Below are 25,895 nucleotides of genomic sequence, written 5' to 3' on the forward strand. Positions count from 1 at the left end.
GGCGGCGGGGGCGCACCGGGCGGCGCGGGCAGCCCGTGCCGGGCGTGGAGGCAGACGACGCCGGGGATGGAGGCGGCCGACGCCGGGCGTGGCGGGCAGGCGACCTCGGCGGTGCGGGCAGGCCATGCCGGGCAGTGCGGGCAGGCGATAGGGCCCGTTCGCACTTACCTGCGGGCCCCGGTCCGGCCACCATGGGAGAGGCAGTTTGGCCATTTCTGGCTGGATTGAGCTGATATCCCTGGAGGGCTCATGGACGCCCCGACCGCGACGACGGCCGACCAGGTCGCGCAGGACGACCCGCACGACGACGCGACCGATCCGACCGTTCACATTCTCTGGATCAACGCGGGGCTGAGCTGCGACGGGGACTCGGTGTCGCTGACCGCCGCGACCCAGCCGAGCATCGAGGAACTGGCGCTCGGCGCCCTGCCGGGACTGCCCAAGGTGGCGGTGCACTGGCCCCTGATCGACTTCGAGTGCGGGCCCGTCGAGGGCGCCGACAATTTCGTCGAATGGTTCTTCAAGGCCGACCGCGGCGAGCTGGAGCCCTTCGTGCTGGTCGTCGAGGGGTCCATCCCGAACGAACGGGTCAAGCCCGAGGGCTACTGGTGCGGTTTCGGGGACGATCCGGAGACGGGCCAGCCGATCACCACCAGCGAGTGGCTGGACCGGCTCACCCCGAAGGCGCTCGCCGTGGTGGCGATCGGGACGTGTGCGACGTACGGCGGGATTCACGCGATGGCCGGCAACCCGACTGGGGCGATGGGCGTGCCGGACTATCTGGGCTGGGAGTGGAAGTCGAAGGCGGGCATCCCGATCGTCTGCATCCCGGGCTGCCCCGTGCACCCGGACAACGCCTCGGAGACACTGCTGTATCTGCTCTACCAGGCGGCGGGCGCGGCGCCCATGATCCCGCTGGACGAGGAACTTCGGCCGACCTGGCTGTTCGGCGCCACCGTGCACGAGGGCTGCGACCGGGCCGGGTACTACGAGCAGGGCCAGTTCGCCACCGAGTACGGGTCCCCCGAGTGCCTGGTCAAGCTGGGCTGCTGGGGGCCGGTGGTCAAGTGCAACGTGCCCAAGCGTGGCTGGATCAACGGGGTGGGCGGCTGTCCGAACGTCGGCGGGATCTGCATCGCCTGCACGATGCCGGGCTTCCCCGACAAGTTCATGCCGTTCATGGACGAACCGCCGGGCGGCCATGTGTCCGCGACGGCGAGCGGTATCTACGGCTCGGTCGTGCGGCGGCTGCGGCACATCACCGAGAAGACCGTCGAGAAGGAACCCAAGTGGCGCGGCAAGGGCGAGAAGCTCACGACCGGCTACAAGGCCCCGTGGTGACCACGGTCATCCGCTGAGCAGGACATCCGACAGGAAGGCGGCGCGGCACCATGGCGACGGCGACGAACAAGCCGGCCGGTGACGGCCTCACGGAGATGTCGTGGGATCCGATCACCCGGATCGTGGGCAGTCTCGGCATCCACACCAAGATCGACTTCAAGGCCAAGCGGGTCGCGGAGTGCTACAGCACCTCGTCCGTCTTCCGCGGGTACAGCGTGTTCATGCGCGGTAAGGACCCGCGCGACGCGCACTTCATCACCAGCAGGATCTGCGGGATCTGCGGCGACAACCACGCGACCTGCTCGGTGTACGCGCAGAACATGGCCTACGGGGTGGCGCCCCCGGCCCTCGGCGAGTGGATCATCAACCTCGGCGAGGCCGCGGAGTACATGTTCGACCACAACATCTTCCAGGAGAACCTGGTCGGGGTGGACTACTGCGAGCGGATGGTCCGCGAGACCAACCCGGGCGTGCTGGAACTAGCCGAGCGCACCGAGGCCCCGCACGCCGCCGACCACGGCTACCGCACGATCGCCGACATCATGCGCTCGCTCAACCCGCTGGAGGGCGAGTTCTACCGTGAGGCGCTCCAAGTCAGCCGCTACACACGGGAGATGTTCTGTCTGATGGAGGGCCGCCATGTGCACCCCTCCACGCTCTACCCGGGCGGCGTCGGCACGGTCGCGACCATCCAGCTCTTCACCGACTACCTGACCCGGCTCACCCGCTACGTGGAGTTCATGAAGCGAGTCGTCCCGCTCCACGACGACCTCTTCGACTTCTTCTACGAGGCGCTGCCGGGCTACGAGGAGGTCGGCAGGCGCCGGGTGCTGCTCGGCTGCTGGGGCGCGCTCAACGACCCGGAGTACTGCGACTTCCAGTACGCGCACATGGAGGACTGGGGCCGGCGGATGTTCGTCACCCCCGGGGTCGTGGTGGACGGCAAACTCGTCACCAACAGCCTGGTGGACATCAACCTCGGCATCCGCATCCTGCTCGGCAGCTCGTACTACGAGGACTGGGCCGACATGGGGAAGTTCGTCGAACGCGACCCGCTGGGCAACCCCGTCGACGAGCGGCACCCGTGGAACCAGCACACGATCCCGGCGCCGCAGAAGCGCGACTTCGAGGACAAGTACAGCTGGGTGATGTCACCGCGCTGGTTCGACGGCAAGGACTATCTCGCGCTGGACACCGGGGGCGGCCCGATCGCCCGGCTGTGGTCGACGGCGCTGTCCGGGCTGGTGGACACCGGCTACGTGAAGGCGACCGGGCACAGCGTCCAGATCAACCTGCCGCGCACGATGACCAAGCCGGAGATGGCTCTGGAGTGGCGAATCCCGCAGTGGAGCAACGCGCTCGAACGCAACCGGGCCCGCACCTACTTCCAGGCGTACGCGGCCGCCGCCGCGCTCTACTTCGCGGAGCGGGCGATGGAGGAGATCCGCGCCGGACGCACCCAGACCTGGGAGAAGTTCGACGTGCCGGACGAGTCGATCGGCTGCGGCTTCACCGAGGCCGTACGGGGCGTGCTGTCCCACCACATGGTGATCAGGGACGGCAAGATCGCCAACTACCACCCGTATCCGCCGACGCCGTGGAACGGCAGCGTGCGCGACAGCTACGGCACACCGGGACCGTACGAGGACGCGGTGCAGAACACGCCCATCTTCGAGGAGAACCCGCCGGAGACCTTCAAGGGCATCGACATCATGCGGGCCGTGCGCAGCTTCGACCCGTGTCTGCCGTGCGGCGTGCACATGTACGTCGGCGGCGGGCGGACCGTCGAGGAGACGCACATGCCGACCGGGCTGAGCGGACTGGCGGTCTGACCTTCCTCAGGAGAGGTGCTTGCCGATGGCCGGACAGGAGACGGGCGAGCGGATCGAGGCGCTGCTCGACGAGCTGGCGCAGCGGGCGGGGCCGGAGGCGCGCGACACCGCGGACGAACTGGTGCGCTCCCTGGTCGAGTTCTACGGCGAGGGCCTGGAGCGGGCGGTACGGCTGCTGGGCGCCGCGCCCCGGGGCGCCGACCCGCTGGCCGTCCTCACCGCCGACGAACTGGTCAGCGATCTGCTGATCCTGCACGACCTGCATCCGGAGGACACCGCGGCCCGGGTGGGCCGGGCGCTCGACAAGGTCCGGCCCTATCTCGGCTCGCACGCGGGCGACGTCGAGGTCGCCGGGCTCGACCTGGCGGCCGAGGACGGTCCGACGCTGCGGCTGCGGCTGCGCGGCAGTTGCGACGGCTGTCCTTCCTCCACCCAGACCGTCCGCTGGACCATCGAGGAGGCGGTCGCCCGGCTCGCCCCGGAGGTGGCGCACATCGAGGTCGAGGGAGTGGCCGCCGAGGAGCCGCGGCCGGCCCTGCTCCAGATCCTCCCGCACCGCCCGGACGACGCACCGGGGCCGGACGGCACAGCGAGCGCGGCGGGTACGGCGGGTGCACCGGGCACGGCGGGCGCACCGGGTACGGCGGGCACGGTGGGCGCACCGGGTACGGCGGGCACGGCGATCACGGCGGGCACGGCGGGCACGGCGGGTGCACCGGTCGGGACGGCCGGTCCCGAGCACGCGGAGGACCCGGCCCGCTGGTACACCCTCGGCCCCGGCACACTGCCCGTCGGCGAACACACCACCGGCGTCACCGAGGTGTCCGGACGCGCCCTGCTCCTCGTCCGGCTGCCGGGCCGTTGGTACGCCTACCGCGACCGTTGTCCGGTGTGCGCGGCGAGCCTCGCTGCCGCGGCGCTCGACGGTGAGCTGCTGCGCTGCGCGGAGTGCGCCGCCGTCTTCGACGTGCACCGGGCGGGCCGGGGCGACCGGGCCCATCTGGAGCCCGTCCCGCTGCTGGAGGAGAACGGCGAGGTACGGGTGGCGCTGCCCGGCGAGCTGCTGGGGGCGGGACCGTGACCACCGACGTGCTCAGGCAGTTCACCCGCCGGCCGCCTCCGGTGGGGGAACGCTGCGACCTGTGCGGCGAGCCGCTGCCGGCCGAGCACCGGCACCTCGTCGACACCGCCCGGCGGTCCCTGAAGTGCGCCTGCCCGCCCTGCCATCTGCTGTTCACCCGGCCGGGCGCGGGACAGGGCCGCTTCCGGGCGGTGCCCGGCCGGTATCTCACCGATCCCGGGTTCGAGCTGGCCGAGGCGGACTGGAACCGGCTGCAGATCCCCGTCGCGCTGGCGTTCTTCTTCCGCAACTCCGACCTCGACCGGCTCGCGGCCTTCTACCCGAGTCCGGCCGGCGCCACCGAGAGCGAACTCGACCCGCGGACCTGGGACACCGTCCTCGGCCGCGGCCGGCTCGCCGCTCTCCTCGAACCGGACGTGGAGGCCCTGCTGTTGCACCACGAACCCGGCACCCCGGTGACCTGCACACTCGTCCCGGTGGACGTCTGCTACGAACTCGTCGGACGGATGCGGCTGCACTGGAAGGGCTTCGACGGCGGAGCGGAGGCCCGCGCGGACATCGCGGAGTTCTTCGAGCGGATCACGGCGGCGGCCCGGCCACTGGAACCCGACCAGAGCCCGGAGACGGGCCGCCCGGCTCCCGGCGGCACGGGGACAGCCGGCACGGGGACAGCCGGCAAGGGGCCGGGCTCCGGGAGCACGGCCACGCACCCCGGAGGCGCCCCGTGACCGATCTCCGCTTCACCTGCACCGGTGTGCGCCCCGAACCCTTCGGCGCCGGGCCCACGCTGCTGTTCGGGCTGCGCATCGAGGAGGCCGACCACCAGCCCGTGCACGCCGTCGCGCTGCGCTGCCAGATCCGGATCGAGCCCGCGGGACGCGCGTACGACCCGGACGAAGTCGGCATGCTGGGCGACCTGTTCGGTGAGCCGGAGCGCTGGAGCAGCACGCTCAAGCCGCTCCAGTTCGCGCACGCCTCCATCACCGTGCCGGGATTCACCGGCGCGACCGAGGTGGATCTCCCGGTGCCCTGCACCTACGACACCGAGGTGGCCTCGGCCTCGTACTTCCGGGCGTTGTCCCGGGGCGAGATCCCGCTGCTGCTGCTCTTCTCCGGCACGGTGTTCACCGGCCGGGACGGTTTCCGGGCCGAGCCGGTGCCCTGGCACAAGGAGATCGCGTACCGGATGCCGGTGGACGTGTGGCGGAACATGATCGAGCAGTACTTCCCCAACTCGGCCTGGCTGCGCGTCCGGCTGGACGTGCTGGACGCCCTGCGCCGCTACCGCTCCTCGCGCGCGCTGCCGTCCTGGGAGCGGGTCTTCGAGGAACTCCTCGCGAGCACCGAGGCGAAGGGGGCGCAGTGAGATGAGCAACCCTCTGGAGGACGGCTTCGAGCAGGCCCGCGCGGTCGCGGACGCGGTGCTGTTCGAGGGGTACGTCCTGTATCCGTACCGCGCCTCGGCCGCGAAGAACCAACTGCGCTGGCAGTTCGGCGTGTTGGTGCCGCCTGCCTGGACCGCCACCACCGGGGAGCACGCCGTGCAGCGCACGGAGTGCCTGCTGGAGCCGCGCGCCGCCGACCGGCTCCACGCCGAACTGCGCTTCCTGCACATCCGCCGGCGCACCGTCGAGCGGCTCGACGCGGACGGCGGCTACACGGAGGTGCCCGAACTGGAGCTGCCCGACCGGGTGCTGGTGCCCTGGGACGAGGGGCACGAGGAGCGCGTCCTCGTGCACGAGACGTTCGCGGAGCTGACGGGCGATCAGGCGGCGTCGCACGCGGTGCGGTTCGAGCTGCCGGCCGCCGTCGAGCACGAGCCGGTGACCGACGCCGAAGGCCGGACGGTGGGCCGGCTCGTCCGGCGCCGCCAGCGGCTGACCGGTGAACTGCGGCCCGGCATCGAGGAGTTGCCCGGCCCCTACCGGGTGCTGCGACTGACGGTGGGCGTGCACAACACCACCGCCGTCGAGGAGGACGCCGGGACCGGCCGGGAGACGGCCCTCGCCCACGCCATGATCGGCACCCATCTGCTCCTCGGTGTGCCCGGCGGCCGGTTCCTGTCGCTGACCGACCCGCCCGAGTGGGCCCGGCCGCTCGCGGCGGCCTGCTCGAACGACCACACCTGGCCGGTGCTCGCGGGCCCGCCCGGCACCGAGGACGTCATGCTGTCCTCGCCGATCATCCTGGAGGACCACCCGGCCGTCGCCGCCGAGAGCCCAGGCCCGCTCTACGACGCCACCGAGATCGACGAGATCCTCTCGCTGCGCACGGCCGCGCTCACCGAGCGGGAGAAGCGCGAGGCCCGGGGCACCGACCCGCGCGCCGCGGAGGTCATCGACCTCGTCGACGAGATGCCGGAGGCCGTCCGGGAACGGCTGCACGGGGCGATCCGCGGGCTGCGCGACATCACCGGAGAGGGTGTCCCGGGCGAGGCACCGGCCGGTCCGCAGAGCGGGCTGAGCCTGCCGGAGGGCCCCGGCCGGCCCTGGTGGGACCCCGCGCTCGACCCCGAGGGTCCCGAAGTGCCGGCCGGTGTGGTGATCGACGGCGCCACGGTACGGGCGGGCAGCCGGGTGCGGCTCACCCCGGGCGCCCGGCGCTCCGACGCCCAGGACTCCTTCCTCGTCGGCCGGCACGCCACCGTCGAGGCCGTGGTCGGGGACCTCGACGGCGAGACCCACCTCGCGGTCGTCCTGGACGACGACCCGGGGACCGACCTGCGGCGCGCCCAGGGCCGCTTCCTCTACTTCAAGCCGGACGAGGTGGCGCCGCTCGGGGAGCGGCTACAGGACGGGAAGGAGGCCGCGCCATGACCGGCCCCGAACGCACCGGCCCAGAACGTACCGGCCCCGAACGCACCGGCCCAGAACGCACCGGCCCCGACGGCACCGGCCCAGAACGTACCGGCCGCGACCGCACCGGCCCGGACGGCACCGGCCGCGAACGCACCGGCCCGGACGGCACCGCACCCGGACACACGGCCCCCGTGGGCTCCGCGCCGTCCGGTCCCGCCGAGCCCGACGGCGACGGGCGGGTGCTCGTGGCCGGGGTCGGCAACGTGTTCCTCCAGGACGACGGGTTCGGCGTGGAAACCCTGCGGCGGCTCGCCGTCCGGACCCCCGAACTGCCGCCCGGCGTCGAGCTGATGGACGCCGGCATCCGAGGGGTGCACCTCGCCTACCGGCTGCTGGAGGGCTATCGCACCCTCGTCCTGGTGGACGCCGTCGCCCGGGGCGGCCCGCCGGGCACGCTCTACACGATCGACGTCGGCCCCGCGCCCCCCACGGAGCGGCCCGCCCCGGGCCCCCTGGACACCCACGCCATGGACCCCGCGACCGTGCTGGCGCTGCTGCACGACCTGCACGCCGGCGCGGGCGGCACACTGCCCGGCGAGGTGTACGTCATCGGCTGCGAACCCGGCGCGACGGACGAGGGCATGGGCCTGACACCGCCGGTCGCCGCGGCCGTGGACGCCGCCGCCGGCCTGGTACTGGACCTGGTGCGCCGCGACAGCGCCGTACCGCAGAGGAGCTGAGGACGATGGAGGCAGGCATGGAATGGACATGGGTCGGCGTGGCCGCCGGACTCGTGGTGGCCTACGGGCTCGCCAGGAACCTGTCCGACATCCGCCGCTACTTGCGCATGCGGCGCATGTGATCCGGCGTGCGCGCGTGATCGGGCGAACCACCCTCGGCGGCACCCGGGCCCCCGCCCTCACGGCCGGGACGTCCGGCGACCCCGTCGAGCTGCACGTACCGCTCCAGGAACAGGTGCAGTGTGCCGTGCAGGTCGCCGAGCCGGACGAACCACAGGGCGAGGTTCATGGCGCCCTGCTGGGTGATGGCGTAGACCCGGCGGGCGGGGCCGCTCTCCGAGGCGTGCCAGTGCGAGGTGACCTCGCCGCCGCTCTCCATGCCCCGCAGCAGCCGGTACACGTGGGCCGGGTCCGCGTCCGCGCAGCCGAAGGCGCCCAGGCGCTGAACGAGCTCGTAGCCGTGGCCCTGTCGTTCGGCCAGCAGCAGGAGCAGCACCGGGGTCAGCAGCGCGCGTCGCTCGACCTCGTGGCCAGTCATCGTCTTCTCAGACTAGCCAGTCGTCCGCGCACCACCCACCGGAGCGCGACCCGGGGTCACCGCAGAGCGACCCCGGCCGGGGCGGCGGCCACGGGAGGTGAGCGACGTGCATGAGCTGTCCATCGCCGTGGCGGTCGTCGAACAGGTCGAGGAGGCCGTCGGCGGTCAGGGGCGCCGGGTGGAGTCCCTGACCCTGCGGATCGGTGAGCTGGCCGGGGTGGTGCCCGAGGCGCTGGACTTCGCGTTCGCGCTGGCGACGGAGGGCACCTCGCTGGCGGGCGCCCGGCTGCTGATCGAGACTGTCGAGGGGCGGGGGCGCTGCGAGGGCTGCGGCCGTGAGGCGCCGACGGGGATGCCACCGGTGCTGTGGTGCGCCGCCTGCGGGGCGACGCTCTCCCTGCTCGGCGGCCGGGAGCTGGAGATCGTCCGGGTGGTGCTCGCCGACGGGCCGCCGGGCACGCGGGGCGCGCAGGACGGGCCCCGGCCCGCCGTGGCCGGGCCGCCGACACGCGACGAGGAGGCGGGCCATGTGCCGCACCGTTGATCTGCATCAGGCCGTGCTGGCGAGGAACGACGAGAACGCGCTCGCCCTGCGGGGCTATCTGGGTGACCGAGGCGTGGTGGCGGTCAATCTGCTCTCCAGTCCGGGCAGCGGCAAGACGGCCCTGCTCGAACAGTTGCTGGCCCACGCGGTGGCGGGCGGTGTCCCGGCCGCCGCGGTGACCGCCGACCTGGCGACGGAGAACGACGCGACCCGGCTGGCCCGGTCGGGTGCCCCGGTGCGGCAGATCCTCACCGACGGGCTGTGCCATCTGGAGGCGGGCATGCTCCAGGGGAAACTGGAGGGCTGGCTGCCGGAGGGCACCCGGCTGCTGTTCGTGGAGAACGTCGGCAATCTCGTCTGCCCCGCCTCCTACGACCTCGGCGAGACGCTGCGGATCGCGCTCGCGTCGGTCACCGAGGGCGAGGACAAGCCGGTGAAGTACCCGACGGCTTTCGGCCTCGCCCAGCTCGTCGTGATCACCAAGACGGACATCGCGGACGCCGTCGGTTTCGACCGGGAGGCGTTCCTGGCCGGAGTCGAGCAGGTCAACCCCGGGGTGCCGGTCCTGGAGACCTCGGCCCGCACCGGGCAAGGGGTGGACGCCCTGCTGGCCCACGTCCTGAGCGCCGCCGACGGCGCGCGATCCCACGTCCCCGTCCTGGCCCGGGACCACGAGCGGTACCTGCACAGCCACGACCACGGGGACGGGACGCACCCGCACCCGCACCCGCACGACGACCACGGTCACGGTCACAGCCCCGACCACGCGACCGGGCCGCACTCCCACGACGACCCCGACCACCATCACGCCGACGGCCACCGGCACGACGGGACGCCCCACGGGGCCGACCCCGCCACCGCCGAGGCAGCCGCCGCCCCCGTAACCGCCGCGCCACGCGGGGAGGTGCCGTGACAGGCCCCCCGGAGCGCGAGCGCCGGCACGTCACCGTCACCGGTGTCGTGCAGGGCGTCGGCTTCCGGCCCTTCGTCTACACCCTCGCCGAGGAGTTCGGCCTGTCCGGCTGGGTCACCAACAACGCGCGCGGCGTCGAAGCCGAGGTCGAGGGCCCGGCCGCCGCCGTGGCCGGGTTCTGCGCGGCCCTCCGGACCCGGCCGCCGCCGCTGGCGGTGGTCGAGTCCGTCGAGGCGCGTGCCCTGCCGCCGGAGAACGACGGTCCGGTGTTCACCATCCGCCCCTCCTCCGGCGGCCCGGGGCGCACGCTGGTCTCCCCCGACACCGCCACCTGCGACGCCTGCCTGCGCGAGCTTGCCGATCCCGACGACCGGCGTTACCGGCACCCGTTCATCACCTGCACGCACTGCGGGCCCCGCTTCACCATCGTCACGTCGCTGCCCTACGACCGGGACCGCACCACGATGGCGGGCTTCCCGATGTGCGCGGACTGCGCCCGGGAGTACGCCGATCCCGCCGACCGGCGCTTCCACGCCCAGCCGATCGCCTGCCCCGCCTGCGGCCCCCGGCTCACGCTGCGCACCGGGATCGGCGAGTCCGGCGATGCGGGTGATCCCGGCGATCCGGGCGTGCTGCGCGACGCCGACGCACTGGCCGAGGCGCGCCGGCTGCTGGCCGGGGGTGCGGTGGTGGCGGTCAAGGGGATCGGCGGCTACCACCTGGCGTGCGACGCGGGCGATCCGGCGGCCGTGCGCGCCCTGCGCAAGCGCAAGAACCGGGGCGGCAAGCCGTTCGCGGTGCTCGCCGACTCCCCGGAGACCGTACGGCGCCTCGCCCTGCTCGGCCCGGCGGAGGAGGAACTGCTGACCGGGCCGCGCAAACCGGTGGTCCTGCTGCGGCGCCGGGACGCCGCCGCCGACGCGCTCGCCGCGGGGGTCGCGCCCGGCAGCCCCGACCTCGGCTTCATGCTCCCGTACACCCCCCTGCACCGGCTGCTGCTCGGTCTGCCCGGCGATCCAGCGGGGCCCGCCGTCCTGGTCATGACCAGCGGCAACCGCTCGGGCGAGCCCATCGTCACCGACGACGAGGAGGCGCTGACGAGGCTGGCGGGGCTGGCCGACGCCTGGCTCGCGCACGACCGCCCGATCCACGTGCCCTGCGACGACTCGGTGGTCCGGATCTGCGCCGGCGCCGAACTGCCGGTGCGCCGCTCGCGCGGCTACGCCCCCTTCCCGGTCGCGCTGCCGGTCCCGGTACTGCCCGCGCTGGCCGTCGGCGGCGACCTGAAGAACACCTTCTGCGCAGGGGACGGCCGCTACGCCTGGCTGTCCGCGCACGTCGGGGACATGGACGACCTCGCCACCCTGACCGCGTTCGAGCGGGCCACCGGACATCTGACGGACCTCACCGCCGTCACACCCCGGCTGCTGGTCGCCGACCGGCATCCCGGCTACCGCTCGACCCGCTGGGCGCAGCGGGCCGCCGAGGCGCGCGGGCTGCCGCTGCGCCGGGTGCAGCACCATCACGCCCATGTCGCCTCCTGCATGGCGGAACACGGCCTGGACGGCTCGGCGCCGGTGATCGGCGTGGCCTTCGACGGGACGGGGTACGGCGACGACGGCGCGGTGTGGGGCGGTGAGGTGCTGCTCGCCGACTACGACGGATACCGGCGCTTCGCGCACCTGGACTACGTGCCGCTGCCGGGCGGCGACGCGGCGGTCCGCAACCCGTACCGGATGGCGCTGTCCCATCTGCGGGCGGCGGGTCTGCCCTGGTCGGAGGAACTGCCGTGCGCGGCTGCCGCGACTCCCGAGGAGCGGCGGCTGCTCGAACGGCAGCTCGAACGAGGGCTGAACTGCGTGCCCACCTCCAGCATGGGCCGGCTCTTCGACGCGGTGTCCTCGCTCGCCGGGGTCTGCCACCGGGTCGAGTACGAGGCGCAGGCGGCGATGGAGCTGGAGAACGCGGCGCTCGCCGATCTGAGCGGGCCGCCGGGCGAGCTGTCCAGGCCGCTCGGCGACGACGAGCGGGACGGCGCCTACCGGTTCATCCTGAAAGCGGGCCCGGAGGGTTCCCAGGGGCCCCGGGGCCGCCGCGAGGACACCGGGTCGACGCCCCCGGAGGCCGATCCGGGGCCGGCCCTGGTAGCCGATCCGGGGCCGGTCCTGGCCGCCGCCGCGGCGGACGTCCGGGACGGCGTCACGGCGGGTCCGGTGGCCCGCCGGTTCCACTGGGCGGTGGTCGCCCTGGTCCAGGAGGTGTGCGCGGTGGCACGAGACCGCACCGGAATCCGCACGGTGGCCCTCAGCGGCGGGGTGTTCTGCAACGCCCTGCTCTCCGAGGGCTGCGGCGCCGTCCTCGAACGGGACGGCTTCACCGTACTGAGGCACCACAGGGTTCCCCCCAACGACGGCGGTCTTGCCCTCGGGCAGTTGATCGTCGCCGCCCGAGCACAGGACTAGCGAGGAGCGCGTCATGTGTCTGGCCGTACCCGGCCGAGTGCTGGAGATCGAAGAACGCGACGCGACGCGGATGGCCAAGGTGGACTTCGGCGGAGTCGTCAAGGACGTGTGTCTGGAGTACGTGCCGGACATGCGGGTCGGGGACTACGCCATCGTCCACGTCGGGTTCGCCCTGCAACGGCTGGACGAGGAGTCGGCGAAGCAGACCCTGGAGCTGTTCGAGAACCTCGGGGTGCTGGAGGAGGAGTTCGGCGACGCCTGGGGCAAGGCGGCCCGGGACGCGGGGGCCGAACGCCCCGCCGGAACCGGACCGCCGCCCGTGGACGGCACCGGGAAGCCCGTGGAGGAAGCGGGGAAGTCCGTGAACGGCACCGGGACACCCGTGGAGGACGCGGGGAAGTCCGTGAACGGCACCGGGAAGGAGGCGCTGTCATGAAGTACCTGGACGAGTTCAGCGACCCGGTCCTCGCCAAGCGGCTCTTCGACGACATCAGGGCGATCACCACCCGGCCCTGGGCGCTCATGGAGGTGTGCGGCGGCCAGACGCACTCGATCATCCGGCACGGCATCGACCAGCTCCTGCCCGAGGAGATCCAGCTCATCCACGGCCCGGGCTGCCCGGTCTGCGTGACCCCGCTGGAGATCATCGACAAGGCGCTGGAGATCGCCTCCCGTCCCGACGTGATCTTCTGCTCGTTCGGCGACATGCTGCGTGTGCCCGGCAGCGGACGCGATCTGTTCAAGGTCAAGAGCGAGGGCGCGGACGTCCGGGTCGTCTACTCGCCGCTGGACGCGCTGAAGATCGCCCAGGAGAACCCCGACCGGCAGGTGGTGTTCTTCGGCATCGGCTTCGAGACGACGGCACCGCCCAACGCGATGACCGTCTACCAGGCGAAGAAGCTCGGCATCCCCAACTTCAGCCTGCTCGTCTCGCACGTGCGGGTGCCCCCGGCCATCGACGCGATCATGCGCTCGCCGGACTGCCGGGTGCAGGGCTTCCTCGCGGCGGGCCATGTCTGCACGGTGATGGGCGTGGCGGAGTATCCCGCACTCGCCGAGGAGCACCGGGTGCCGATCGTGGTGACCGGCTTCGAGCCGCTCGACATCCTGGAGGGCATCCGGCGCGCGGTACGGCAGTTGGAGGCGGGCGAGCACACCGTGGAGAACGCCTATCCGCGCGCGGTGACCGCCGAGGGCAGTCCCGCGGCCAAGGCCATGCTGGCCGACGTGTTCGAGGTGACCGACCGGGCCTGGCGCGGGATCGGCGTGATCCCGGCGAGCGGCTGGCGGCTCTCGCCCAAGTACCGCGACTACGACGCCGAGTACCGCTTCTCGGTGACCGGCATCGAGACGCGGGAGTCGACGGTGTGCCGCAGCGGCGAGGTGCTCCAGGGGCTGATCAAGCCGCACGAGTGCGCCGCGTTCGGCAAGGAGTGCACCCCGCGCAATCCGCTCGGCGCGACCATGGTCTCCAGCGAGGGCGCGTGTGCCGCCTACTACCTCTACCGGCGGCTGGAGACCCCGGACAAGGAGGCGAGTTCCGTTGGCTGATTCCGCGTCGGCTCCGGTCGACTTCTCGTCCTGGACCTGTCCCGCGCCGCTGCGCGACCACGACCGGATCGTCATGGGACACGGCGGGGGCGGCACCCTCTCCGCCGAACTGGTCGAGCACCTGTTCGCCCCCGCGTTCGGCAGCGACGTGCTGGCCGAACTGGGCGACTCCGCGCACCTGAACCTGGGCGGCGCCCGGCTCGCCTTCTCCACCGACTCCTTCGTCGTACGGCCGCTGTTCTTCCCCGGCGGCAGCATCGGGGACCTGGCGGTGAACGGCACGGTCAACGACCTGGCCATGGCGGGCGCGGTGCCCGCCTATCTGTCCTGCGGGTTCATCCTCGAAGAGGGCATCGAGCTGTCCGTGGTGGGCCGGGTGGCCGAGGCCCTGGGCGAGGCCGCCCGCACGGCCGGCGTGGTGGTCGCGACCGGCGACACCAAGGTGGTCGACGCGGGGCACGGCGACGGCATCTTCATCAACACCGCCGGGATCGGGCTGATCCCGGACGGCGTCGACATCCGCCCGCAGCGCGCGGCACCCGGTGACGTGGTCCTGGTCAGCGGGCCGATCGGGGTGCACGGCGTGGCGATCATGAGCGTCCGGGAGGGGCTGGAGTTCGGGGTGGAGATCCAGAGCGACACCGCCTCCCTGGCCGGGCTGGTCACGGACATGCTGGCCGCCTGCCGCGACCTCCATGTGCTGCGCGACCCCACCCGGGGCGGTCTCGCCACCTCGCTGAACGAGATCGCCGCGGCGGCGGGCGTCGGCATCACGCTCGACGAGCGGTCGCTGCCGATCCCGGACACGGTCGCCAACGCCTGCGCGTTCCTCGGCCTCGACCCGCTGTACGTGGCCAACGAGGGCAAGCTCGTGGCGTTCGTGCCGGCCGAGCACGCGGACGCCGTCCTCGCGGCGATGCGCGCGCATCCGCTGGGCAAGGAGTCGGTGGCGATCGGCCACTGTGTGCCCGAGCATCCGGGCATGGTCGTCGCGGCCACCGGACTGGGCGGCACCCGGGTGGTCGACATGCCGCTCGGCGAGCAACTGCCCCGCATCTGCTGACCCCGCCCGCCTGATGCCCGGCCGGTGTCCGGCTCCTCATGCCCGGCCGGTGTCCGGCTTCTGATGCCTGGCCGGTGTCCGGCGGGGTGTCCGGCTCCTGCAACCCCGTCGCAACGTCGGGCGTGGTGTGCTGATCGGCGCCCTCGTATCAGTCGTGGTGCGCCCCGGTGGGAGTCGTAGGAGGCGGCGGGCGCGAGGGCCGCGTAAACAGCCGCGAGGAGCCGCAAGCAGTCGTGAGTAGCTGACGGGATGTGCCGATGGACGACGACAAGGACGACGTCGCGCGAGTGGAGCTGACCCCGGCCGCCGCCGATCTGCTCCGGCGGCTGCACGGCCTGCACGGGCCGCTGATGTTCCACCAGTCGGGCGGCTGCTGTGACGGCAGCGCGCCCATGTGCTACCCGGCGGGCGAGTTCCGCACCGGCGACTCCGACATCCTGCTCGCGGAGCTGGAGGTTGAGGGCGTCAAGGAGCCGGTGACCTTCTGGATGTCGAAGAGCCAGTACGAGCTGTGGAGTCATACGCGCCTCACGGTCGACGTGGTGCCGGGCCGGGGCAGCGGCTTCTCCCTCGAAGCACCCGAAGGAGTGCGTTTTCTGATCCGTTCCCGGGTCGTCGGCGGCTAGCCACCGGCCCGGGCACCGTCCTCTGGTGCAATCCCCCTGAGTCCTGGGAAGGTTGACGAGACATCAGGGGGAACCGTGACGCGTCGCGACGGACGGTTCAGATCGGCACTGACGGTTTTCACGGCATGCGGAGCGCTGGCCGGTATCGCCCTCGTCGGGGCGGCACCGGCCAGCGGCGCGCAGGGCACCGCCGCACAGGGCACCGGCGCGCGGGACACCGCGACCACCACCATCGCGCCCGGTGTCGAGTACAGCGAACTGGACATCCCGGCCGCCAGGGGAGTGGCGCGCGCCCACGTCCTGACCGTCGACCTGCGCGATCCCCGGGTGCGGGTCGACCTGCTGTATCCGGGAACCGTGGCCGCGCGGGCGCCCGTGTCCCGGCTGGCCGCCGACCGGGGCGCGGTCGCGGGGGTGAACGGCGACTTCTTCGACATCGAGGAGTCCCAGCACCCGGGCGTCGAGGCGACGGGCGCGACCGTGGGGCCCGCGATCGCGGGCGGCCACGCGCTCAAGGCCGCGGTCCCGGACGGCCAGCGTTTCGGACCGGCGCTGCCGCCCGGCACGCACACCGAGGACGTGTTCGGGGTCGGCGTCGACCGCACGGCCCGGCTGGACGCCCTGGACCTCGACGGGTCCGTGCGCGGCGAGGACGGCATCTGGCCGCTGGGCGGGTTCAACCAGTACGCGCTGCCGGTCGGCTCCGTCGGCGCCTTCACCGCGGACTGGGGCGCCGTCTCCCGGCTGCGCGCCACCTGCGGTACGGACACCGACCGCGCCGCGCCGTGCGGCACCGACACCTACGAGGTGACGGTGCGCAGCGGGCGGGTGACCGCCGTCGCCGATGTCCCCGGCAGTGGGGCCATCGCGGCGGGCACGACGGTGCTGGTGGGACGGGAGGCGGGCGCCCAGCGGCTGCGGAAGCTGTCCGTCGGCGAGCGCGTCCTCGTGCGGCACGGGCTGGTGGCCAGGTCGTCCCGAGTCCCGTTCCGCTTCGCGCTCGGCGGCTATCCGATGATGACCGGCGGTGTGCCGCTGCCGGGCCTGGACGACACGGTCTCGGCCGTACGGACCGCGGTGGGCCTCTCCGACCACGGGCACCGGCTGCGGCTCCTCGCCCTGGACGGCGCACCGGAGTTCCGCGGCGGGCTGACCATCGCCGAAGTGACGGGCGTGATGCGGGAGTTGGGCTCGCAAGACGCCTTCACCCTGGACGGCGGCGGCTCCACCACGATGGTCGCCCGGCAGCCGGGCTCCGAGACCGTCGGCGTCCTCAACCACCCGACCGGCGGCGCCGAACGCCCGGTGCCGAACGGCATCGGGGTGTTCTCCCGTCCGTGACACACCGTCACTCCCCTTGCCTCCGGGGCGGCCCGTCGGGCCGGGCGCGCCCCGGAGCGTCAGGGCGTGAGGCTGCCGACGATGTCCGCGGTGGCGGTGAGTCCGCTGTGGATGGTCGGCGCCATGCTCGTACTGGCCAGCAGGAAGCCGAGCAGGGCGCAGACCAGGGCGTGGGAGAACTTGAGTCCCCCGCTGCGCAGGAAGATCACCGCCAGCACCAGGAGCAGCAGCACCGCAGAGATGGAAATCGCCATCGTCACCCTCCTCCGCCACGTCCGCTTCGCGGCGTTCGGCCGCAAGTGTGGCGCAGCGGGGAGTTCGTCCGGGTGACTGACGTGTCCTCCGAACGAGTGGTGTCCTCGGCCCTGTCGTCAAATCCCCGCCCCCCTGCCTGCCGGCCGAACGACGGGGATGCGACGAGAGGACCTAGCGACGGTCGTGGGCGTCCAGGAACCGTTGGAGACCGCCCAGGTCATCGGTGTTGAGGTAGTCGACGCCCGCGGCGAGCAGTTCGCGCCACAGGGCCTCGCGCTCCGGTCCTGCCACGTCCGGCGTCGCCCAGAACCGCACCTTCTGCCCACGCCGGTGTGCGGTGGCCGTGATGCTGCGCAGCTTGGCCCGTTCGGCGTCCGGGAAGGGTCCCGAGCCCAGCCAACCGAAGCTGAGCGTCCAGTTGTCGCTGATCAGCGGGACGAAGGAGGCGGGGGCGGCGCTGCCGAGGTCGGTGAGCCGGCCGTCGTAGAAGGCGTGCCGGACGGTCTGCGCCTCCATCGGCGCCCGGGCCGCGCGGTCCCCGGAGATCACGGCCGTGACCGGCCCGGGGTGCACCCGGCCGTGCGCGTAGGTCGTGAACAGGTGTCGGTGGCGGCGCAGTTGGCGGTCGAGTTCGCGGTACGCCGCGGAGCCCTCGGTCTTGATGTCGATGAGCAGTTGCAGCGGGGTGCGGTGCCCGCGGTAGACCGAGCCGTGCTGGGCGCGCACGCGAGCGGCCAGCGGCTCGAGGTAGAGGGATTCGAGGGTGCGGGCGGGGTCGAGGTCCACCGGGTCGTGGGCGACGAGGAGTTGGCCGCCGACGAGGTAGATGTCGGCCTCGACGCTGCCGAAGCGGTGGTCGAGCGCGTCGAGCAGGGGGCGCGGGTGGTCGTAGTCGTTGTGGGCGTGGGCGCGCCACAGGGGCCGGGTGCGGGGCTTCGCGTCGGCGGCCAGGGCCCGGGACGCGGGCGGCGCGACCGAACCGGCGAGGGCGGCGCCGAGGGTGCCGAGGGCTCTGCGGCGGGTGGTGAGGGCCATGCTCTGCCTCCCTTGAGGGGTGCCGTACGGGACCTCAGGGAGTATGCGGTGCGGCGGCGGGCGGCCAACCCTGTCCGCGCGGGAGTTGGCCGGACCGCCGCGGGGCGTTCACTTCACCGGATCCGGGCGTTCCACGGCGTATCCGCACGGGTGGTGACGCCCCGTCACGCGCCGGGACCGTCCTCGCTCGGGCCGCCTGTGCTCGGGCCGCTGGACCGTCTCCGCTCAGGCCGCCCCCGCTCGGACCACCTGCGCCGGGCCGTCTCCGCTCGGCTGTGGCCGGGCGCACGGCGAAGGCCCGCCCCGAGGGGGGCGGGCCGTGCGGGGCGCGATGTGCCGTGGGCCTCAGGGGGCCTGGAGGTCGACCAGGCCGGCCAGGGCCGTCCGGTGCGCGCCCGCCGTGCCGTAGGCGATCGAGTCGGCCTTGGCGCGCTTCAGGTAGAGGTGCGCCGGGTGCTCCCACGTCATGCCGATGCCGCCGTGCAGTTGAAGGGCCTCCTCCGCCGCGTGGACGGCGACCGGGGCCGCGTACGACTGGGCGACGGCCACCGCGATGTCGGTGTCGGCGCTGCCGGTGGCGAGCGCGTCGGCGGCGTTCCGGGCGGCGGCACGGGTGTTGACGACCTCCAGCCACACCTGGGCCAGCCGGTGCTTGAGCGCCTGGAAGCCGCCGACCGGCCGGTTGAACTGCTTGCGCTCCTTGAGGTAGCGGACGGTCTCGGTCAACGCCCAGTCGGCGAGGCCGAGTTGTTCCGAGGCGAGCAGTCCGGCACCGGCCCGCAGCGCGCGCCGTACGGCGGTCGGCGCGTCGTCGGTGAGCAGGCGGGCGGGCGCCCCGTCGAAGGAGATCCGGGCGAGCGGCCTGGTCTGGTCGAGGCAGACCTGCCCGGTGACGGTGACGGCGTCCGCGTCGACGGCGTACAGCCCGCCGTCGTCGGCCGGTACCAGCAGGACGTGGGCGGCCGCCGCGTCGGCGATGCCCGTCAGCTCGCCGTGCAGGGCGCCGTTCTCCAGCCGGACGGTCCGGTGGGCGCCGCCAGGGCCGGTGTTGAGCGCGACGGCGAGGACGCCGACGGTGCGGCCCGAGGCGAGGGCGGTGAGCAGGCCGGCCGCCTCCGGTGTCGTACGGGCGAGCAGGGCCTCGGTCGCGACCACGGCGCTCGTCAGATAGGGGACGGGGGCGACGGCGCGGCCCAGTTCCTCCAGGACGACGGCGGCCTCGCGGTGGGTGGCGCCCTGGCCGCCGTGCTCCTCGGGGACCAGGAGTCCGGCGAGTCCCATGCCGTCGGCGAGGGCCTTCCACAGCTCGGGGTCGTGCGGTGTGGCGGACTCGCCGCGGGCGATGACGTCGGCCGCGGCGCAGCGGTCGGTGAGGAGGTCGCGGACGGCGGCGCGCAGCGCCTCTTCCTCCTCCGTGTAGAGGAGATCGGGCTCGGTGCTCACCTGGCTCATCGGGCGAGGTCCTTCCATGCGACGTCCTTGTCGGTGCGCGGCTCGGAGGGCAGGCCGAGGACGCGTTCGGCGACGATGTTGAGCAGGACCTCGCTGGTCCCGCCCTCGATGCTGTTGCCCTTGGAGCGGAGGTAGCGGTATCCGGCGTCCCGGCCGGTGAAGTCGACCAGTTCGGGCCGGCGCATGGTCCAGTCCTCGTACAACAGGCCTTCCTCGCCGAGGAGTTCGACCTCCAGGCCGCTGATCTCCTGGTTGAGCCGGGCGAAGCCGAGCTTCATGCCGGAGCCCTCGTGGCCGGGCTGTCCCGCCACGAGCTGCTGACGCAGGCGTTCGCCGGAGAGCCGGGCGACCTCGGCCTCGACCCACAGCCTCAGCAGGCGCTGGTGGGTGTCGTGGGTGCGCAGTTCGGGCCGTTCGCGCCAGGTCTTCGCGACCGGGCCGATCATGCCGCCCTCGCGCGGGACGCGCATGCCGCCGATGGACACGCGCTCGTTCATCAGCGTGGTCTGGGCGACCCGCCAGCCGTCGCCGACCTCGCCGAGGCGGTGGGCGTCGGGGATGCGGACGTCGGTGAGGAAGACCTCGTTGAACTCGGCCTCGCCGGTGATCTGGCGCAGCGGCCGCACCTCGACACCGGGGTCGGTCATGTCGCAGATGAAGTACGTGATGCCGCGGTGCTTGGGCACGTCCGGGTCGGTGCGGGCGATGAGGATGGCCCAGCGGGCGAGGTGGGCGCTGGACGTCCACACCTTCTGCCCGTTGATCACCCACGTGCCGCCGTCGGGCGCGTCGGCGCCGGTGCGGACGGCGCGGGTGCCGAGCGCGGCGAGGTCCGAGCCGGCGCCGGGCTCGCTGAAGAGCTGGCACCACACCTCCTCGCCGGTCCACAGGGGGCGCAGGAAGCGCCGCTTCTGCTCCTCGGTGCCGAAGCCGAGGATGGTCGGGGCGGCCATGCCGAGGCCGATGCCGATGCGCCGCGGGTCGTTGTCGGGCGCGTCGGCGGCGGCGAGTTCGGCGTCCACGACGGCCTGGAGGCTGCGCGGGGCGCCGAGGCCGCCGAGCCCCTGCGGGTAGTGCACCCAGGCGAGTCCGGCGTCGAAGCGCGCCTTGAGGAAGCCCAGCCGGTCCGTGTCGGCGGGCGGGTGCGCGGCCAGCAACTCCTGGGTGCGGCGGCGCAGTTCGGCTGCGTCGGTCATGCGGCGGCTCCGTTCTCCAGTGCGGGCACCACGGCGATACGGCCGGTGGTGACCCCGTCGGCGACGCGCTGCACGGCGGCGGCGGCCCCGCCCAGCGGTACCCGCTCGCTCACCAGCGGCTTGATCGCGCCGCGTGCCGCCAGCTCGGTGAGCTGTTCGTGGCAGTGCTGGACGAGCTTGGGGTTCTTGGTGTTGTACAGGCCCCAGTGCAGGCCGAGGATGGCGTAGTTCTTCACCAGGGCGTGGTTGAGCGCCGGGCTCGGGATGGTGCCGCTCGCGAAGCCGACGACCACGATCCGGCCCTCGAAGGCGACGACCTTGGTGGACTGGGTGTAGGCCTCACCGCCGACGGGGTCGTAGACGACGTCGGCGCCGCGTCCGCCGGTCGCCTCCTTGACCGCGCCGATCACGTCCTCGGCGCGCCGGTCGATGACGACGTCGCAGCCCAGTTCGCGTGCCACGGCGGCCTTGCCGGCGCCGCCGACGACCCCGATGACGGTCGCGCCGGCCGCCTTGCCTAGCTGGACGGCCGCGCTGCCGACCCCGCCGGCGGCGGCGTGCACGAGCAGCGTCTCGCCGGCTTCGAGGCGGGCCCGGCGGTGCAGGCCGAACCAGCCCGTCTGGTAGCCGATGTGCAGGGCGGCGGCCTCGGCGTCGTCGAGGGCGTCCGGGGCCGGCAGCAGGGCCGCGGCGTCGGCGACCGCGTACTCGGCGAATCCGCCGTACGGCAGCACGGGGTTGGCGATCACCCGGCGTCCGTCCTCGGTCTCGCCGCAGATCTCCACGCCGGGGGTGAACGGCAGCGGAGGCCTGACCTGGTACTGGCCGCGGCACAGCAGCGCGTCGGGGAAGTTGATGTTGGCGGCGCGGACCGTCAGCAGGACCTGGCCGTCACCGGGCGTGGGCCGGTCCACCTCCTGGAGGCGCATCGCCTCCGCGGGCTCGCCGTTCTGGTGCACTTGCCATGCCTGCATGCGGGGCCTCCAGGGGACTGCGTCGTCTGACCGGGGTCGATCGCATACTAAGCGGTCGCTTGCCCACCTGGGAACAGGGGACGCCCGTCCTCTTCACCACGCCCCGCGGGATGCCCGCCCCGCCCGGATGGCCGCACCCGCCCCCGAATCGCCACGCCCGATGGCCGCACCCGCCCCCGAATCGCCACGCCGCCCCGCCGGACGCCCGCACCGCCCCCGGATCGCCACGCCGCCGGATCGCCGCGCCACCCCGCCGAAGCGCCCCCAGCCAGTCAGACCTCCCGACCGCGCACCTTCGGCCGGGCCCGTACGTGCATCCGCTCGCCCTGCGGCCCGAACAGGCTCAGGAACTCCACCGGCCCCTCCCCCGTCGACCCGAACCAGTGCGGCACCCGCGTGTCGAACTCCGCCGCCTCCCCCGGGCCGAGCACCACGTCGTGCTCCCCGAGCACCAGGCGGAGCCGCCCGGACAGCACGTACAGCCACTCGTAGCCCTCGTGGGTCCGCGGGTCCGGGGCCATGGTCCGCTGCGGTTCGAGCACCTTGTAGGCCTGGAGGCCGCCGGGCTGGCGGGTCAGCGGCCAGTGCGTGCGCCCGCCCCGCACGATCGGCTCGGCCCGCACCCGGGGGTCGCCGACCGGCGGGGCCCCGACCAGTTCGTCGAGCGGGACCTGGTGGGCCCGCGCGATGGGCAGCAGCAGTTCCAGGCTGGGCTTGCGCAGCCCCGACTCCAGCCGCGACAGGGTGCTCACCGAGATGCCGGTCGCCTCGGACAGGGCGGCGAGGGTCGCTCCGCGCTCCTTGCGGATACGGCGCAGCCGGGGCCCGACCTCGGCGAGCACCTCGTCCGTCCCGGCGTCCCCGTCCGCCCCTGGCCGGGCCGCCGGGTGCGCATGCGTGTGCGTGTGCGTCTGCTCGCTCATCCCTTCATTGCAGAATCGGCAAGCCGATTTGTCAATCCGGTGGTCGTCGGCGACGTTCGGGGGCGGAGGTGGTCACCATGACCCAGACACCCGGAGCAACCGGGACATACGAAGCGGTCGTCGTCGGCGGCGGCGCGGCCGGACTGTCCGCCGCGCTGGTCCTCGGCCGGGCGCGGCGCCGCACCCTCGTGGTCGACGCGGGCGAGCCGCGCAACGCGCCCGCGGCCCACACGCAGGGCTATCTGACCCGGGACGGCATGCCGCCCGCCGCGTTCCTCGCCGAGGGCCGGCGGGAGGTCGAGGGCTACGGGGTGGAGGTCGTCCGGGACCGGGTGGTGGACGTGGCCCGGGACGGCGCCGGCGAGTTCGAGGTGACGCTGACGGCCGGCGGCGGCGTCCACGCGCGCCGGCTGATCGTCACGACCGGTCTGGCCGACGAACTGCCCGCGGTGCCCGGCGTGGCCGAGCGCTTCGGACGCGATGTGCTGCACTGCCCGTACTGCCACGGCTGGGAGGTCCGCGACGAGGCCTTCGGCGTGCTGGCGACGACACCGATGGCCGTGCACCAGGCGCTGATGGTGAGCCAGTGGTCGAAGGACGTGACGCTGTTCCGGCACACGGTCGCCGAGGACGAACTCGCCGACGAGGATCTGCGCAGGCTGTCCGTCGCCGGGGTGGCCGTGGTGCCCGGGGAGGTCGCGGAGCTGGTGGTCGACGCCGACCGCCTCACCGGTGTCCGCCTGGCCGACGGTTCCACGCACGAGCGGTCGGTGCTGTTCGTGGCGCCTCGCGCGCTGCCGCGGACCGGCCTGCTCGAACGGCTGGGCGCCGAGCTGACCCAGACCCCGTTCGGCTCCTATCCGGTGACCGACCAGAGCGGGCTGACGAGCGTGCCGGGCGTCTGGGCGGCGGGCAACGCGGCCGGCTTCGCCGAGCAGGTCGTGAACGCGGCGAGCGGCGGCTATCGCGCGGCGGCGGCCCTCAACGGCGAACTGCTCTTCAGCGACCTGGACGCGGCCGTGGCGCGGACCCGGACCTGACGCGGCCGGTCCTCCTCGGCCCCGCACGGGTGTGAACCCGGCGTCCGCGTTGCACCATGGCTGCATGCTGCTGAGCCGGCTCGCCCATGTGTCCCAGGAGGTCGCCGCCACCTCGGCGCGGACCCGGAAGACCGCTCTGCTCGCGGAGCTGTTCCGGGACGCCGAGCCCGACGACGTGCCGATCGTCATCCCGTATCTCGCGGGCCGGCTGCCGCAGGGCCGGCTCGGTATCGGCTGGAAGGTGCTGGGCAACCGGGTCGCCCCCGCCGCCGAGCCCACCCTCACGGTGCGCGGGGTGGACGCCCGGCTGACCGCGCTCGGCCAGGTGTCCGGCGCCGGATCACAGGCCGAACGGGCCCGGCTGGTGGGCGAGTTGATGTCGGCGGCGACCGAGGAGGAGCAGCGCTTCCTGTTCGGGCTGCTGACCGGGGAGGTGCGGCAGGGCGCGCTGGACGCGGTCGCCGTGGAGGGGCTCGCCGCAGCGACCGGCGCCCCCGCCGGGGACGTACGGCGGGCGGTGATGCTGGCCGGTTCGCTCCAGACGGTGGCGCGGGCGCTGCTCGCCGACGGTCCGGAGGCGCTGGCCGCGTTCCGGCTCACGGTCGGCCGGCCGGTGCTGCCGATGCTGGCGCACAGTGCCGCGTCGGTGTCCGAGGCGGTCGGCAAGCTCGGCGCCTGCGCGGTCGAGGAGAAGCTCGACGGCATCCGCGTACAGGTGCACCGCGACGGCGAGGTGGTGCGCGTCTACACCCGCACCCTCGACGACATCACCGACCGGCTCCCCGAACTGACCTCTGCCGCGAGGGAGTTGCGGGGCGAGCGGTTCATCCTGGACGGGGAGGTGATCGCGCTGGACGAGGACGGCCGGCCGCGTTCCTTCCAGGAGACGGCAGGTCGCGTCGGGTCCCGCGTGGACGTCGAGACGGCCGCGCGGGCGGTGCCCGTCTCCCCCGTCTTCTTCGACGCCCTCTCGGTGGACGGGCGGGATCTGCTGGACCTGCCGTTCACCGAGCGGCACACGGAACTGGCCCGCCTGGTGCCCGAGCCGATGCGGGTCCGGCGGACGCTGGTGCCGGGCCCGCAGGACACCGCCGACGCCGAGCGGTTCCTCGCGGACACGCTGGCGCGCGGCCACGAGGGTGTCGTGGTGAAGGCGCTCGACGCCCCCTACAGCGCGGGCCGGCGCGGCGCGTCCTGGCTGAAGGTCAAGCCCGTGCACACCCTCGACCTGGTGGTCCTGGCCGCCGAGTGGGGGCACGGGCGGCGCACCGGCAAGCTCTCCAACCTGCATCTGGGCGCCCGCGCCGAGGACGGCTCCTTCGTCATGCTCGGCAAGACGTTCAAGGGCATGACCGACGCGATGCTCGGCTGGCAGACCGAGCGGCTCCAGGAGCTGGCGACCGGGGAGGACGGCCATGTGGTGACCGTACGGCCGGAACTGGTCGTGGAGATCGCCTACGACGGTCTCCAGCGGTCCACCCGCTATCCGGCCGGCGTCACCCTGCGCTTCGCGCGCGTGCTCCGCTACCGCGAGGACAAACGGCCGGAGGAGGCCGACACGGTCGACACCCTGCTCGCCGCCCACCCGGAGGTGTCGGGATGACCGGCAAGAGCCCCGGGAAGGTCAAGCGGAGCGCGGGGCTGCTGCTCTTCCGGCGCACCGACGACGGTCTGGAGGTCCTGCTCGGCCATATGGGCGGCCCCTTCTACGCCCGGCGCGACGCCGGGGCCTGGACGGTCCCCAAGGGGGAGTACGAGCCCGACGAGACCGCCTGGGACGCGGCCCGCCGCGAGTTCGGCGAGGAACTCGGGCTCCCGGCGCCGGACGGCGAGGCCGTCACGCTCGGTGAGGTCACCCAGGCGAACGGCAAGATCGTCACGGCCTGGGCGATCGAGGCCGACCTCGATCCGGCGGCGATCGTGCCGGGCACCTTCACGATGGAGTGGCCGCCCAGATCGGGCCGGCGGCAGGAGTTCCCCGAACTGGACCGGGTGGAGTGGATGAGCCCGGACCGGGCCCGGGCGCTGATCGTCTCCGCCCAGGCGACGTTTCTGGACCGGCTGACGGAGCACTCGCTCTGAGAGCCGGCGTTCGGCCACGTGCGCCGGCTCCCCCAGCAGCCCTCCGCGTTGCGCCGTACCCCGGCGCGCGGGAGGGTCGAGGAACAGCACGCTCTCAGGAGGTCGGCC

Annotated in this window: 25 protein-coding genes; 18 read left to right on the top strand and 7 right to left on the bottom strand. The window is 73.4% G+C overall.

What is annotated here, in order from left to right; translation table 11 throughout:
* Positions 1-249 precede the first annotated feature (249 nt).
* From AB0912_RS28985 to AB0912_RS29015, 7 genes are read left to right on the top strand one after another with little or no spacing between them, the layout of a single operon-like run.
* Positions 250-1,341, top strand: coding sequence for a hydrogenase expression protein HypE (locus tag AB0912_RS28985; RefSeq protein WP_366704919.1), 1,092 nt, complete (start codon positions 250-252; stop codon positions 1,339-1,341).
* A 50-nt stretch (positions 1,342-1,391) separates the two neighbouring features.
* Complete coding sequence (locus AB0912_RS28990) at positions 1,392-3,173, top strand: nickel-dependent hydrogenase large subunit (RefSeq protein ID WP_366704921.1); 1,782 nt, start codon at positions 1,392-1,394, stop codon at positions 3,171-3,173.
* Positions 3,174-3,198: 25 nt separating this feature from the next.
* Positions 3,199-4,254 (top strand): NifU family protein, encoded by a 1,056-nt coding sequence (locus AB0912_RS28995; protein WP_366704923.1) that lies wholly within the window; start codon positions 3,199-3,201, stop codon positions 4,252-4,254.
* Positions 4,251-4,982: a DUF5947 family protein gene (locus tag AB0912_RS29000; protein WP_366704925.1), complete on the top strand. Its 732-nt coding sequence runs from the start codon at positions 4,251-4,253 to the stop codon at positions 4,980-4,982. The genes AB0912_RS28995 and AB0912_RS29000 overlap by 4 nt, the downstream gene beginning before the upstream one ends.
* Positions 4,979-5,620: a DUF6084 family protein gene (locus tag AB0912_RS29005; protein WP_366704927.1), complete on the top strand. Its 642-nt coding sequence runs from the start codon at positions 4,979-4,981 to the stop codon at positions 5,618-5,620. The genes AB0912_RS29000 and AB0912_RS29005 overlap by 4 nt, the downstream gene beginning before the upstream one ends.
* A 1-nt stretch (position 5,621) precedes the next feature.
* Positions 5,622-7,070, top strand: coding sequence for a hypothetical protein (locus AB0912_RS29010; RefSeq protein ID WP_366704929.1), 1,449 nt, complete (start codon positions 5,622-5,624; stop codon positions 7,068-7,070).
* Positions 7,067-7,792 (top strand): hydrogenase maturation protease, encoded by a 726-nt coding sequence (locus tag AB0912_RS29015; RefSeq protein ID WP_366704931.1) that lies wholly within the window; start codon positions 7,067-7,069, stop codon positions 7,790-7,792. The genes AB0912_RS29010 and AB0912_RS29015 overlap by 4 nt, the downstream gene beginning before the upstream one ends.
* Before the next feature lie 97 nt (positions 7,793-7,889).
* Here the strand turns inward: AB0912_RS29015 and AB0912_RS29020 are convergent, their stop codons facing one another.
* Complete coding sequence (locus AB0912_RS29020) at positions 7,890-8,330, bottom strand: helix-turn-helix transcriptional regulator (RefSeq protein WP_366704933.1); 441 nt, start codon at positions 8,328-8,330, stop codon at positions 7,890-7,892.
* A gap of 106 nt (positions 8,331-8,436) precedes the next feature.
* On the opposite strand from AB0912_RS29020, the gene AB0912_RS29025 reads away from it, so the two are divergent.
* The 8 genes from AB0912_RS29025 to AB0912_RS29060 all read left to right on the top strand — a co-directional run bounded on the left by AB0912_RS29025 (position 8,437) and on the right by AB0912_RS29060 (position 16,830).
* Positions 8,437-8,874, top strand: coding sequence for a hydrogenase maturation nickel metallochaperone HypA (locus tag AB0912_RS29025; RefSeq protein WP_366704935.1), 438 nt, complete (start codon positions 8,437-8,439; stop codon positions 8,872-8,874).
* Positions 8,858-9,787 (top strand): hydrogenase nickel incorporation protein HypB, encoded by a 930-nt coding sequence (hypB, locus tag AB0912_RS29030; protein ID WP_366704940.1) that lies wholly within the window; start codon positions 8,858-8,860, stop codon positions 9,785-9,787. Before AB0912_RS29025 ends, hypB begins: the two co-directional genes overlap by 17 nt.
* Positions 9,784-12,249 (top strand): carbamoyltransferase HypF, encoded by a 2,466-nt coding sequence (gene hypF, locus AB0912_RS29035; protein ID WP_366704942.1) that lies wholly within the window; start codon positions 9,784-9,786, stop codon positions 12,247-12,249. The genes hypB and hypF overlap by 4 nt, the downstream gene beginning before the upstream one ends.
* Positions 12,250-12,262: 13 nt before the next feature.
* Positions 12,263-12,685, top strand: a complete 423-nt coding sequence (locus tag AB0912_RS29040; protein ID WP_366704944.1) for a HypC/HybG/HupF family hydrogenase formation chaperone — start codon at positions 12,263-12,265, stop codon at positions 12,683-12,685.
* Positions 12,682-13,800: a hydrogenase formation protein HypD gene (hypD, locus tag AB0912_RS29045; protein WP_366704946.1), complete on the top strand. Its 1,119-nt coding sequence runs from the start codon at positions 12,682-12,684 to the stop codon at positions 13,798-13,800. Before AB0912_RS29040 ends, hypD begins: the two co-directional genes overlap by 4 nt.
* A complete protein-coding gene (hypE, locus tag AB0912_RS29050) occupies positions 13,793-14,863 on the top strand; it encodes a hydrogenase expression/formation protein HypE (protein WP_366704948.1) in 1,071 nt (356 codons plus the stop codon). Before hypD ends, hypE begins: the two co-directional genes overlap by 8 nt.
* Positions 14,864-15,120: 257 nt before the next feature.
* Positions 15,121-15,489: a DUF779 domain-containing protein gene (locus AB0912_RS29055; RefSeq protein WP_366704950.1), complete on the top strand. Its 369-nt coding sequence runs from the start codon at positions 15,121-15,123 to the stop codon at positions 15,487-15,489.
* A 75-nt stretch (positions 15,490-15,564) separates the two neighbouring features.
* Positions 15,565-16,830 (top strand): phosphodiester glycosidase family protein, encoded by a 1,266-nt coding sequence (locus AB0912_RS29060; RefSeq protein WP_366704952.1) that lies wholly within the window; start codon positions 15,565-15,567, stop codon positions 16,828-16,830.
* Positions 16,831-16,889: 59 nt separating this feature from the next.
* On the opposite strand, the gene AB0912_RS29065 is transcribed toward AB0912_RS29060, so the two are convergent.
* The 6 genes from AB0912_RS29065 to AB0912_RS29090 all read right to left on the bottom strand — a co-directional run bounded on the left by AB0912_RS29065 (position 16,890) and on the right by AB0912_RS29090 (position 22,665).
* The gene (locus AB0912_RS29065; RefSeq protein ID WP_366704954.1) at positions 16,890-17,084 is read right to left on the bottom strand and encodes a hypothetical protein; all 195 of its coding nucleotides are present in this window, start codon (positions 17,082-17,084) and stop codon (positions 16,890-16,892) included.
* A 172-nt stretch (positions 17,085-17,256) separates the two neighbouring features.
* Positions 17,257-18,120, bottom strand: a complete 864-nt coding sequence (locus AB0912_RS29070) for a phosphatidylinositol-specific phospholipase C/glycerophosphodiester phosphodiesterase family protein (RefSeq protein ID WP_366704956.1) — start codon at positions 18,118-18,120, stop codon at positions 17,257-17,259.
* Positions 18,121-18,465: 345 nt separating this feature from the next.
* On the bottom strand, positions 18,466-19,572 hold the full coding sequence (locus AB0912_RS29075) for an acyl-CoA dehydrogenase family protein (RefSeq protein ID WP_366704958.1): 1,107 nt from the start codon (positions 19,570-19,572) through the stop codon (positions 18,466-18,468).
* The gene (locus tag AB0912_RS29080; protein WP_366704960.1) at positions 19,569-20,768 is read right to left on the bottom strand and encodes an acyl-CoA dehydrogenase family protein; all 1,200 of its coding nucleotides are present in this window, start codon (positions 20,766-20,768) and stop codon (positions 19,569-19,571) included. The genes AB0912_RS29075 and AB0912_RS29080 overlap by 4 nt, the downstream gene beginning before the upstream one ends.
* Positions 20,765-21,742, bottom strand: a complete 978-nt coding sequence (locus tag AB0912_RS29085) for an NADPH:quinone oxidoreductase family protein (protein WP_366704962.1) — start codon at positions 21,740-21,742, stop codon at positions 20,765-20,767. Before AB0912_RS29085 ends, AB0912_RS29080 begins: the two co-directional genes overlap by 4 nt.
* A 272-nt stretch (positions 21,743-22,014) precedes the next feature.
* Positions 22,015-22,665, bottom strand: coding sequence for an XRE family transcriptional regulator (locus tag AB0912_RS29090; RefSeq protein ID WP_366704964.1), 651 nt, complete (start codon positions 22,663-22,665; stop codon positions 22,015-22,017).
* A gap of 77 nt (positions 22,666-22,742) precedes the next feature.
* On the opposite strand from AB0912_RS29090, the gene AB0912_RS29095 reads away from it, so the two are divergent.
* The 3 genes from AB0912_RS29095 (at position 22,743) to AB0912_RS29105 (ending at position 25,787) form a co-directional block, all read left to right on the top strand.
* Positions 22,743-23,705 (top strand): NAD(P)/FAD-dependent oxidoreductase, encoded by a 963-nt coding sequence (locus tag AB0912_RS29095; protein WP_366704966.1) that lies wholly within the window; start codon positions 22,743-22,745, stop codon positions 23,703-23,705.
* 64 nt (positions 23,706-23,769) lie between these two features.
* On the top strand, positions 23,770-25,308 hold the full coding sequence (locus AB0912_RS29100; protein ID WP_366704968.1) for an ATP-dependent DNA ligase: 1,539 nt from the start codon (positions 23,770-23,772) through the stop codon (positions 25,306-25,308).
* Entirely contained in the window at positions 25,305-25,787 is a 483-nt protein-coding gene (locus tag AB0912_RS29105; protein ID WP_366704970.1) for an NUDIX domain-containing protein, read from the top strand. Before AB0912_RS29100 ends, AB0912_RS29105 begins: the two co-directional genes overlap by 4 nt.
* Positions 25,788-25,895: the final 108 nt, after the last annotated feature.

This window comes from Streptomyces sp. NPDC007084, from assembly GCF_040703595.1.
Taxonomy (GTDB): Bacteria; Actinomycetota; Actinomycetes; order Streptomycetales; family Streptomycetaceae; genus Streptomyces.

What these genes read in the sequence shown, in the direction of transcription:
- AB0912_RS29040 (WP_366704944.1), top strand. Translation starts at nt 12,263, where the DNA reads ATGTGTCTGGCCGTACCCGGCCGAGTGCTGGAGATCGAAGAACGCGAC.
- AB0912_RS29055 (WP_366704950.1), top strand. Translation starts at nt 15,121, where the DNA reads ATGGACGACGACAAGGACGACGTCGCGCGAGTGGAGCTGACCCCGGCC.
- AB0912_RS28990 (WP_366704921.1), top strand. Translation starts at nt 1,392, where the DNA reads ATGGCGACGGCGACGAACAAGCCGGCCGGTGACGGCCTCACGGAGATG.
- AB0912_RS28985 (WP_366704919.1), top strand. Translation starts at nt 250, where the DNA reads ATGGACGCCCCGACCGCGACGACGGCCGACCAGGTCGCGCAGGACGAC.
- AB0912_RS29095 (WP_366704966.1), top strand. Translation starts at nt 22,743, where the DNA reads ATGACCCAGACACCCGGAGCAACCGGGACATACGAAGCGGTCGTCGTC.
- AB0912_RS29065 (WP_366704954.1), bottom strand. Translation starts at nt 17,084, where the DNA reads ATGGCGATTTCCATCTCTGCGGTGCTGCTGCTCCTGGTGCTGGCGGTG.
- AB0912_RS29085 (WP_366704962.1), bottom strand. Translation starts at nt 21,742, where the DNA reads ATGCAGGCATGGCAAGTGCACCAGAACGGCGAGCCCGCGGAGGCGATG.
- AB0912_RS29075 (WP_366704958.1), bottom strand. Translation starts at nt 19,572, where the DNA reads ATGAGCCAGGTGAGCACCGAGCCCGATCTCCTCTACACGGAGGAGGAA.
- AB0912_RS29070 (WP_366704956.1), bottom strand. Translation starts at nt 18,120, where the DNA reads ATGGCCCTCACCACCCGCCGCAGAGCCCTCGGCACCCTCGGCGCCGCC.
- AB0912_RS29090 (WP_366704964.1), bottom strand. Translation starts at nt 22,665, where the DNA reads ATGAGCGAGCAGACGCACACGCACACGCATGCGCACCCGGCGGCCCGG.
- AB0912_RS29080 (WP_366704960.1), bottom strand. Translation starts at nt 20,768, where the DNA reads ATGACCGACGCAGCCGAACTGCGCCGCCGCACCCAGGAGTTGCTGGCC.
- AB0912_RS29100 (WP_366704968.1), top strand. Translation starts at nt 23,770, where the DNA reads ATGCTGCTGAGCCGGCTCGCCCATGTGTCCCAGGAGGTCGCCGCCACC.
- AB0912_RS29020 (WP_366704933.1), bottom strand. Translation starts at nt 8,330, where the DNA reads ATGACTGGCCACGAGGTCGAGCGACGCGCGCTGCTGACCCCGGTGCTG.
- AB0912_RS29015 (WP_366704931.1), top strand. Translation starts at nt 7,067, where the DNA reads ATGACCGGCCCCGAACGCACCGGCCCAGAACGTACCGGCCCCGAACGC.
- hypB (WP_366704940.1), top strand. Translation starts at nt 8,858, where the DNA reads ATGTGCCGCACCGTTGATCTGCATCAGGCCGTGCTGGCGAGGAACGAC.
- AB0912_RS29010 (WP_366704929.1), top strand. Translation starts at nt 5,622, where the DNA reads ATGAGCAACCCTCTGGAGGACGGCTTCGAGCAGGCCCGCGCGGTCGCG.
- AB0912_RS28995 (WP_366704923.1), top strand. Translation starts at nt 3,199, where the DNA reads ATGGCCGGACAGGAGACGGGCGAGCGGATCGAGGCGCTGCTCGACGAG.
- AB0912_RS29105 (WP_366704970.1), top strand. Translation starts at nt 25,305, where the DNA reads ATGACCGGCAAGAGCCCCGGGAAGGTCAAGCGGAGCGCGGGGCTGCTG.
- hypD (WP_366704946.1), top strand. Translation starts at nt 12,682, where the DNA reads ATGAAGTACCTGGACGAGTTCAGCGACCCGGTCCTCGCCAAGCGGCTC.